The 7,868-nt window shown below is 40.2% G+C and carries 8 protein-coding genes and 1 pseudogene; 2 read left to right on the top strand and 7 right to left on the bottom strand.

The annotated features are described in order from the left end of the window. The first annotated feature begins 274 nt into the window (after window positions 1–274). Both L4B77_RS00570 and L4B77_RS00565 read left to right on the top strand, forming a co-directional pair. Window positions 275–850 (top strand): nucleoside 2-deoxyribosyltransferase, encoded by a 576-nt coding sequence (locus L4B77_RS00570; protein ID WP_429748116.1) that lies wholly within the window; start codon window positions 275–277, stop codon window positions 848–850. Between the two features lie 19 nt (window positions 851–869). Then, window positions 870–1,151: a hypothetical protein gene (locus tag L4B77_RS00565; RefSeq protein WP_371731224.1), complete on the top strand. Its 282-nt coding sequence runs from the start codon at window positions 870–872 to the stop codon at window positions 1,149–1,151. A gap of 57 nt (window positions 1,152–1,208) precedes the next feature. Here L4B77_RS00565 and L4B77_RS00560 read toward each other — a convergent pair whose 3' ends face one another. The 7 genes and pseudogenes from L4B77_RS00560 to L4B77_RS00530 form a co-directional block, all read right to left on the bottom strand. Continuing rightward, complete coding sequence (locus L4B77_RS00560; protein ID WP_429748115.1) at window positions 1,209–2,213, bottom strand: GlxA family transcriptional regulator; 1,005 nt, start codon at window positions 2,211–2,213, stop codon at window positions 1,209–1,211. Between the two features lie 211 nt (window positions 2,214–2,424). Beyond that, window positions 2,425–2,907 carry a hypothetical protein gene (locus tag L4B77_RS00555; RefSeq protein WP_429748114.1) on the bottom strand — a complete coding sequence of 161 codons (483 nt, stop codon included), beginning with the start codon at window positions 2,905–2,907 and terminating at the stop codon, window positions 2,425–2,427. Further along, on the bottom strand, window positions 2,891–3,670 hold the full coding sequence (locus tag L4B77_RS00550; RefSeq protein WP_429748113.1) for a winged helix-turn-helix domain-containing protein: 780 nt from the start codon (window positions 3,668–3,670) through the stop codon (window positions 2,891–2,893). The genes L4B77_RS00555 and L4B77_RS00550 overlap by 17 nt, the downstream gene beginning before the upstream one ends. A 140-nt stretch (window positions 3,671–3,810) precedes the next feature. Next, on the bottom strand, window positions 3,811–4,749 hold the full coding sequence (locus tag L4B77_RS00545; RefSeq protein WP_429748112.1) for an IS5 family transposase: 939 nt from the start codon (window positions 4,747–4,749) through the stop codon (window positions 3,811–3,813). 79 nt (window positions 4,750–4,828) lie between these two features. Continuing rightward, window positions 4,829–5,182, bottom strand: a pseudogene (locus L4B77_RS00540) (ABC transporter); the annotation flags it as partial. A gap of 491 nt (window positions 5,183–5,673) precedes the next feature. Beyond that, entirely contained in the window at window positions 5,674–6,786 is a 1,113-nt protein-coding gene (locus tag L4B77_RS00535) for an NADH:flavin oxidoreductase (protein ID WP_429748111.1), read from the bottom strand. 252 nt (window positions 6,787–7,038) lie between these two features. After that, window positions 7,039–7,851 (bottom strand): crotonase/enoyl-CoA hydratase family protein, encoded by an 813-nt coding sequence (locus L4B77_RS00530; RefSeq protein WP_429748110.1) that lies wholly within the window; start codon window positions 7,849–7,851, stop codon window positions 7,039–7,041. Between the last annotated feature and the right edge of the window lie 17 nt (window positions 7,852–7,868).

Below are 7,868 nucleotides of genomic sequence, written 5' to 3'. Positions count from 1 at the left end.
AGTTAACTTTGAAAAACAATATGTAGCTTAATGCGGTGTCCAGTCTAACTGGAGCAGATCATGGTATATCTGTAGGAATATATTTATTGCTGACGATAAAATTAGATATTAGTGGCAAATAAGACGACTTTACTAAGTAAATATGACAATGTGATAGGTTTTTTAAGTTATGTCATTGATATATATAGGTTGCGCTTGTTGTTATTTAACGAGTTGAATATTGATAACTGTCACAAATAAAACATAATTGCTTCACTTTATTTAAGGAGATGTTATGAAAAAAATATATCTAGCTGGTCCAGAGGTTTTTCTTACTGATTCGATTGAAATAGGCAGAAAGAAAAAAGAGTTGTGTGAAAAATACGGCTTTATAGGTTTATATCCTCTCGATAATGAAATTGATATGAATGGCATATCAAAAGAGTCTATCGGGTTAGAAATATCGAGTGCAAATGAAGCTCTCATTCTATCCGCTGATGCCGTTATTGCTAATTTAACCCCATTTAGAGGAGCAAGTGCTGATGTTGGAACTGTGTATGAAGTCGGAATGGCAAAAGGTTTATGCAAAGTGATACTTGGTTACACTCATGATGAGCGACAATTCTTGCAAAGAAATATCGAAAAGCTAAATAAAGTTAGTGTATCGAGTGGCGAATATAGAGATCAAAACAATATGGCAATTGAAGATTTTGATCTGGTTGACAATTTAATGATCGATGGAGGTGTTACTTATCCAATAATACAAAGTCGTGTACTGAACGAAGATGAAAAGTATCGCTCATTAGTATCATTTGAAGAGTGCTTATTGCAACTTCATCGCCATTACTACCCTCTAGCCAAAGAAATTTGAAATAATTAAGGGAAAAGAAATGATTTTATTCACAGAAGATATGCTAACCATAATGCTACCAACAGCTAAAAAATATCACACCCTTGTCCCAGTCGCATTGGTTAGTGAAAGGGTCGAGTATCGTATTGTGGCAATAAATAGCTCGTTTATGGATTTCGAATCTAATGGCTCTTTAGTGAGTGTCGAAGTTGGTGGTGAACTTCTACTTGAAAATAATACTTCATTGAAATACACCATAAAAAATGGAATTGCTAAATTAACCGAGTTAGCAAGAGCAGAACTTCTGGCCAACTCATTGTAACAATTTAACGTATTTTAACAGATTTAGTTTATTTAACGTTTGTTGGCTTATATAAGTTTAAGAAATACAGCAGCTATCCTCGTAATATTGTATTGATTTTCTATATTGAGTTGGTGTCATATTATGATACTTCTTAAAAAGTAAACGAAAATGGTTGGTATCACTGTATCCAATTTGATAGCAAATCTGCTCTATAGAATGTTTGGTTTTATTTAGTTTCTCGCGTGCCAAAGCTATTCGGATCCTTTGTATATAATTAATTGGGGCCTCTCCGGTTGCTAGCTTAAAGCGTCGTGTCATTTGTCGTTCACTCAAAAAGCATTGTGTTGCGCATTTAACAACATTTAACTGAGTAGAATTCTGGCTGTGCATCCAGTCTTGTAGTTCATGAATCAGTTGATCATTATGCTGACGAAATTCAACAAAATAAGAATGAGATACTTGCTGCTCTTCTGTCACTTCTCCTTTTAAAAACTGATCACATTTTTCTTTATGGCTTGAACCAAAAATGCGGTCTAGAACTAGCATAATAGCTTGATAGTACTCGCCAACACTGGAAGTACAGATCAAGTTGTCTTCACAAGTCATTTTGATATGCGGTAGTAATTTTACCTTCGGGTAGTGTTCTCGGAATAAATGGCTGTGTACCCAATGCGTAGTTGCTGTTTTATGATTGAGCAAGTTCAACTGAGCGAGAAGAAAAGCTCCGGTAAATAATGAAACAACATACGAAGTCTCTTTAATTAACTTCTTGAGCCAATTCCCCATGTCAGCCTCAATCAAGAGTGGTAGCTTTTCAGGTTCGCCGCAAGATCCGATCAAAAGGATATCGGTATGAGAGACTTCATTCCATTCACGGTTTGGCGACAAATTAATTCCACCTAGCGCTTGAACGTCGCTACCTGAAGTTGAAACGTAGTTTATTTTAGGTGTTGGAATTCCCGCTAAAGTGCTTGCTACGGTTAACATTTCTATTGGGCCAGAGATAGATGTCGTTGGCATTCCATCAAAGAGTAGGGCAGTTATTTGAAGCGGTTTAGGGTTAGTACACGTGAAATGCATGGTACGTGCTTCCTTATGTAATGTAGCGAATATTCCCTTATACTATGTCTCATTGGGGAGGGAAGCTAATGAAATTATGTGATAATTACCTTTTGTGTTGAAAGTGTTAATCTAAAGGTGTTTGGGTTTAAGTTGCTGATTTTATGATAATTATATATCTTCAATTTTCGTTATAACTAAATATGTTGGGATTTATAGAGTGATTAATCTATTATTGATCGGCTGTGACGCATTGAATGCTGCCCGTGAGTAGGCTTGAGTAACAAAAATTATTAGTATCTTGATAGATGGTTTGAAAGTACTGCTCTGCCGTTTCTAAAATAAGGTGTGCTTGAGTGGTATCTGGTTCAACGCTCGTTTTGTAGTCCTCGCTGTATACAGTGTTACTGGTTGAAAATAGGCTAGAAGTCCAAAAATATACTGAAGAGGAAACGTTTAAACTTCCAGAGTCATCTTTGGTACCATATGTCGTACTCAGTTGGTGTATGCCACTCCATTTATGATCAAGAGTGTGAAATTCTCGATACTTTTCGGTCCCCGATTCGCTATAAGTGACGCCATGGCCAAACAGCAAGGTGTTACTTTTTCCTTCAAAAAATGGTGGATGGAAAATATTATTTAAATATACAAGTAGTAATATCAAGCTAGCGAGCAATGTAGCTAATAAAGTGTTTAATTTATTGGCACTGTTCACGAATTGCCTCTTTGATTTGTTGAGTTGTATATTGGTTAGAGAAACTCAAGTTAGCGGAGCTGATTTCACTATACTTTGCAGTTTCATAGATACAAGATACGTATATCTGTTCTGGATTTTTAGACAGGAAAATTTTGCCTATATTATTTTGATATTCGTCTGAAATGGTTTCAAAAAGCTTAGTGCCACTTGGGCTAGATTCGTAATAATAGTTAATACCAGCCACTTCAACATTTAGCCATTGTTTTGTCCTTACACTCAGGGAATGAAGGTAGATTGAGACCAGCCAATAGGAGATTGAAATAATTCCGATTGATAAGAAAAAAGCAAGTGAGTACTGGATTAGTTTATTTGGATATGACCTGTTTACAGGTGTCAACGAGGACTTTTGTGCTAGTTGTTTACTCTTTTTCTTATGCTCACTACTGGGCTTTGTTTCGCTCGTAGTTGAATACTGCTGTGAGAATTTAATCCTACCAGCTGCAAGCATATAGCCTTGTTTTGGGATGGTTTTGATATAACGCTGCTCTTTACCGTTGTCACCAAGAGCCAAACGTATTTGTGCAATTGATTGGGTAATACTAGAGGCAGAGACAATTCGATTTCCCCATACTTCTTGTAAAAGGGTTTGTTTAGAAACTACGTTTCCTTGATTGACAAGCAACAGCTGTAGAATTTTGCTTTCAGTGGATTTGAGCTTCTTGCTTTTTTCTTGGCTCGGATGTGATAGTTGTCTTCGAGCGGTTGGGTCAAATACCCACATGTATTTATCCTTTAATGTTCTCATTCGAGATAAGTCGGGTACGAGGAATTAACACCTAATTATGGTGTAATCATAACAGTATTGCAAAGGCTTTGTTTCCTAATTGGATCTCAGATAGAAACTGCCAATATGGGTGATTATTAGGCTATTTCTATCGTTTTAGGCATACCTAACCCTGTGAGCTTATTCAACGCTTTAATCATGGCGTAGGTTTCACCAACCTGAGCATTATAGTTTCTTAAACTTAGTCGCCCACCAAACAGTGTCTTTACACGGAACATGGCCGTTTCTGAAAGTGACCGTTTATGGTAACCGTACTTCTTTTTCCAATGTTTATTTGAGCCGTATAATTTCTGGCAAGCTACCGCCAGATTACGAGGGTGACCTCGTACCCAAAAAGCAGCACTTTCTCTCGGTGGAATAAGTGGAACAGCTTGTTTAATACGTATGGCTTCGTAGCATTGTCTTGTGTCGTAAGCTCCATCACCAGATATCTCATTGATTCTACGACGAGTTTGATTCAGTAAATTAGGAAGAGCTTCACCGTCGGTGACATTCGATAAACTTAACTCAGCCGCAATGATTTCATGAGTGCCAGTGTCTACTGCTAAATGGAGCTTACGCCAAACTCGACGCTTCCCGTCAGTACCATGTTTTTTTACTTTCCATTCACCTTCACCTTCACCTTCACCTTCACCGTAGACCTTCAGCCCTGTTGCATCAATGGCTAAATGCTGTATTGCGCCTCGGGTCTTTGTCTTGAATGACACATTAATCGTTTTAGCTCGTTTACTGATGCATGAATAATGAGGACATGACAACGGGAGTTGAGCGAGTTTGAAAACAGAATCGATGAATCCTTGTAACGCTCTCAACGGCATCGAAAATACTCGTTTAACCATGAGGGCGGTCGTAATGGCTAAGTCACTAAACAATCGAGGTCGACCTCGTTTACCTTGCTTGAGTTGCTTCCACTGTTGAATCGCTTCTTCGTCAATCCAGAATGTCAGTGAACCACGATTGATTAGGGCTTGGTTATATTGTTTCCAGTTAGTTGTTCTGTAGCGAGGCTTTGGCATTGATCTAAGTATGTGAGTGAACTTAGATGATCTGATCGTAGCTTTAAGCATTAGTTCCCTGATTTAGGAAACAAAGCCCCTTGGATACTGAGCCGAGCCCTTCTTCTATGCCACCAACACCTATATGACGAAGATGAACTGATGACGCGTTAGTCACCCTTTCAACCAAGGTTTGATAGGTCGCTTTCTCGGTATTACTGGCCGCTGCAGACAAAAGCCAAGTTCGCACAAACCGAATTAGTGCTTCCATAGCAACAGCCAACGTCGCCCCCGCTAATAACAGAGTGGCAGTCCCATAACTCTGGTTAGGTAAGATACGATCGTAAATTTGTAAAACCGTTAGCGGAACGGCGAGAGAAAGAAGATTTATGAGCAAAGAAGGCAGTAGAACTTTCCCCACCACCCCTTTGTTTTTCATTGAACTTACGGGCATACACAATCCTTATCCATGCTTATGAAATAAGATTGGTACACCATATTGAATATTGCAAGGTAACGAACTGATTTAACGTGTTTTTCAATATAAATGGGACACAGGTCTATTGACACAAATCTGTGGTTATACTTTATTAACAGCTATCGTAATCCGTTATCGCCGACTTTAGCTTTGAGAAATCTGAGTCATACTAATCACAGTAAGTAAGTGCTCAAAAATAGCGCAGGATAAAAACTTGAGAACAAGGCCGCTCTTTTCGACAAGCAGCTTCGATAAGTCGTTATTCTACAAGCAAACATTCTAACGAAGTTATCGAGGTTTTTAACAAGCTAAGATGACCCGTGATTGACTACGATGAGTATTACATGAATACAGTTTCAAATTCCGTTTCATAGAATACGAAATAAATAAAAGCCTGCGCGATTACACAGGCTCAAACTTAGATTCGGCGATAAATTTCGGCTCTCGCTTGGAGTTGGCTTCAGCAACTACATACGAGCAAGCTGAACTTTTCTCTCTTTATTCACCACGCAGAAGTTACCGCGCTTAGTACGACACTTAGAGCATCGCTCACATTCTACCGGGCTTCTATCTCCGTCCTTCCAACGCTTAACTAAATGCGGTTCAGAAAGCAGCGGTCTTGAAAGGGCAAAGTATTCTATGCCCGTGTTGTTGGCAATCGCTTCGATAGCATCAAAATCTGTCAGGCCACCAACCGTGATCACGGGAATATTAACGTCTTGGCTGATCGCATCGCCATACTCATGGAAGTAGCCTTCAGCTTGAATGGTAAAACCATCGTGCGACTCGCCAATCATAGTGTCTGCTTTACCATGAATATTACCTGATACGACAATGCCATCCACGCCCACTTGTTCAAGTTTTTTACACACAATACGTGTTTCGTCAAAGGTGACGCCACCTTCAAAAAACTCCGACGCAGTCAGCTTAACTAAGATAGGGAAATCATCCCCCACCAGCTTACGCGTCGCGGTATAGATCTCTAATAAGAATCTCATGCGGTTTTCTAAGCTACCGCCGTATTCATCTTCACGTTGATTGTAATAAGGACTTAAGAACTGGTTAATCAGGTAGGTATGAGCGGCATGGATTTCAACACCATCAAAGCCTGACTTCTGTGCTCTCAAAGACGCTTGAGCAAAGGCATCAACAATGTAGTCGATCTCGTCTTTGGTCATCGCTTTGCCTAGTGTTTGAGTTCCTTTTTCTGGCACTTCACTTGGTGCGTAGATCACTCGATCGCCAAGATCATACGTGGTTTTGGTGCCACCATAAGCCAATTGCATCACGATTTTAGAGTCGTTATCGTGCACTAGTTGAGTCAGCTTTTGATACTCTTTAATGAATGAGTCGTTATACATCCCCATCATGCCTGCATTTGGCTTTTCTTCTTCAACGATGTTCGCGTAACCCGTCACGATCAGGCCGACTTCGTCTTGAGCCAGCTCTTCATAGATAGCGTACAGTTTATCTGTCATATGCCCATCTTCAGTGGCCATATTTTCCCACGTTGCACTTCTCATGAAGCGGTTCTTTAGTGTCATCTTGCCAATGTGGGTTTCTGTAAACAAAGTGCTCAAGTGTCTTCCTCTCAAAATCGTATTACGCGAGTTACCCATTAAGCATGGGCACTGATTCAGTGCGGATACTACCGAGAATAAGATAGGGAAAACTTAATCTAGATTAAGAGAGTGACACTCTCATATGAGAAAGAGAGAAAAAGATAGGGAAATGAGAATACACGAAGTGCGCCCAGTTTTAATAAACGACTGTGTTCAATTTTATCTAGACTAAGCCAGTAGTTCTCACAAGAGCTGGCGACTTGCTAATGGCTATTTAAACTTTCTGGCGACGTATGGGCGTGGTTTGTCTGGATGCATTTCACGTTGAGCAGCAATCGCCCTGTTCTTACCTAACCCTACCTTTATCTGATACCAAGTCTCGTAGAACACAGCCATGCCAGGGCTTGACCACCAAGTCTTGTTGTAGAGTTTCTTGTTAGCAGCGACAACATCTGGCGACCGATGCGCGCACTCAAGTGCCAATGCATAGGCTTCTGCGTAAGGGTCTTCGGCAATCTTTGTCACCAATCCATATTCTTTCGCGGTTTCACAGTCGATCACTTTAGCGGTCATTGCCATTTCTAAAGTATGATCTTTACGCATTAACTCTCGAAATGCGATAGCGCCTCCCATATCCGGAATCAACCCCCACTTTGCTTCCAATATTGAGAAGTTCGCATCAGGGCTAGCAATTCTAAAATCACCGCCACTGACCAATTGCAGACCACCTCCCCAACAACGACCATGAATCGCAAAAATGACCGGGCATGGAATATCTCGCCAACCCAGTGAAAAGCGTTGTGCAGCGTTAGGCAATATCGGTAGCCATTTGAACAAGAGCTTCATTGCCCCAGATTTACTCGTTAAAAGGGACTTAACATCAAGCCCTGAACAAAAATCAGCTCCCTCGCCTTTCACTATTACGGCGCGAATTTCGGTGTTCTTTTTCAGCTGAGTCACCATATTATTCACGCCTTGGAACATTGCCATATCAATAGCATTGAGCTTATCGGGCCGATTCAACACAACCGTCGCAATTTGGTTTTCATCGATAGAACAAGTAATACGGTCGAGATTTGGCATGGTGGCTACCTTTTTAG

The organism is Vibrio minamisatsumaniensis, from assembly GCF_050337445.1.
Classification (GTDB): Bacteria; Pseudomonadota; Gammaproteobacteria; order Enterobacterales; family Vibrionaceae; genus Vibrio; species Vibrio artabrorum.
Note: the sequence above shows the minus strand (reverse complement) of the source record. Positions and strands in the feature narration are given on the sequence as shown.

Excerpts from the sequence above, each read along its gene's own strand:
- L4B77_RS00570 (WP_429748116.1), top strand. The coding sequence starts at position 275 with ATGAAAAAAATATATCTAGCTGGTCCAGAGGTTTTTCTTACTGATTCG.
- L4B77_RS00565 (WP_371731224.1), top strand. The coding sequence starts at position 870 with ATGATTTTATTCACAGAAGATATGCTAACCATAATGCTACCAACAGCT.
- L4B77_RS00560 (WP_429748115.1), bottom strand. The coding sequence starts at position 2,213 with ATGCATTTCACGTGTACTAACCCTAAACCGCTTCAAATAACTGCCCTA.
- L4B77_RS00550 (WP_429748113.1), bottom strand. The coding sequence starts at position 3,670 with ATGTGGGTATTTGACCCAACCGCTCGAAGACAACTATCACATCCGAGC.
- L4B77_RS00545 (WP_429748112.1), bottom strand. The coding sequence starts at position 4,749 with ATGCCAAAGCCTCGCTACAGAACAACTAACTGGAAACAATATAACCAA.
- L4B77_RS00530 (WP_429748110.1), bottom strand. The coding sequence starts at position 7,851 with ATGCCAAATCTCGACCGTATTACTTGTTCTATCGATGAAAACCAAATT.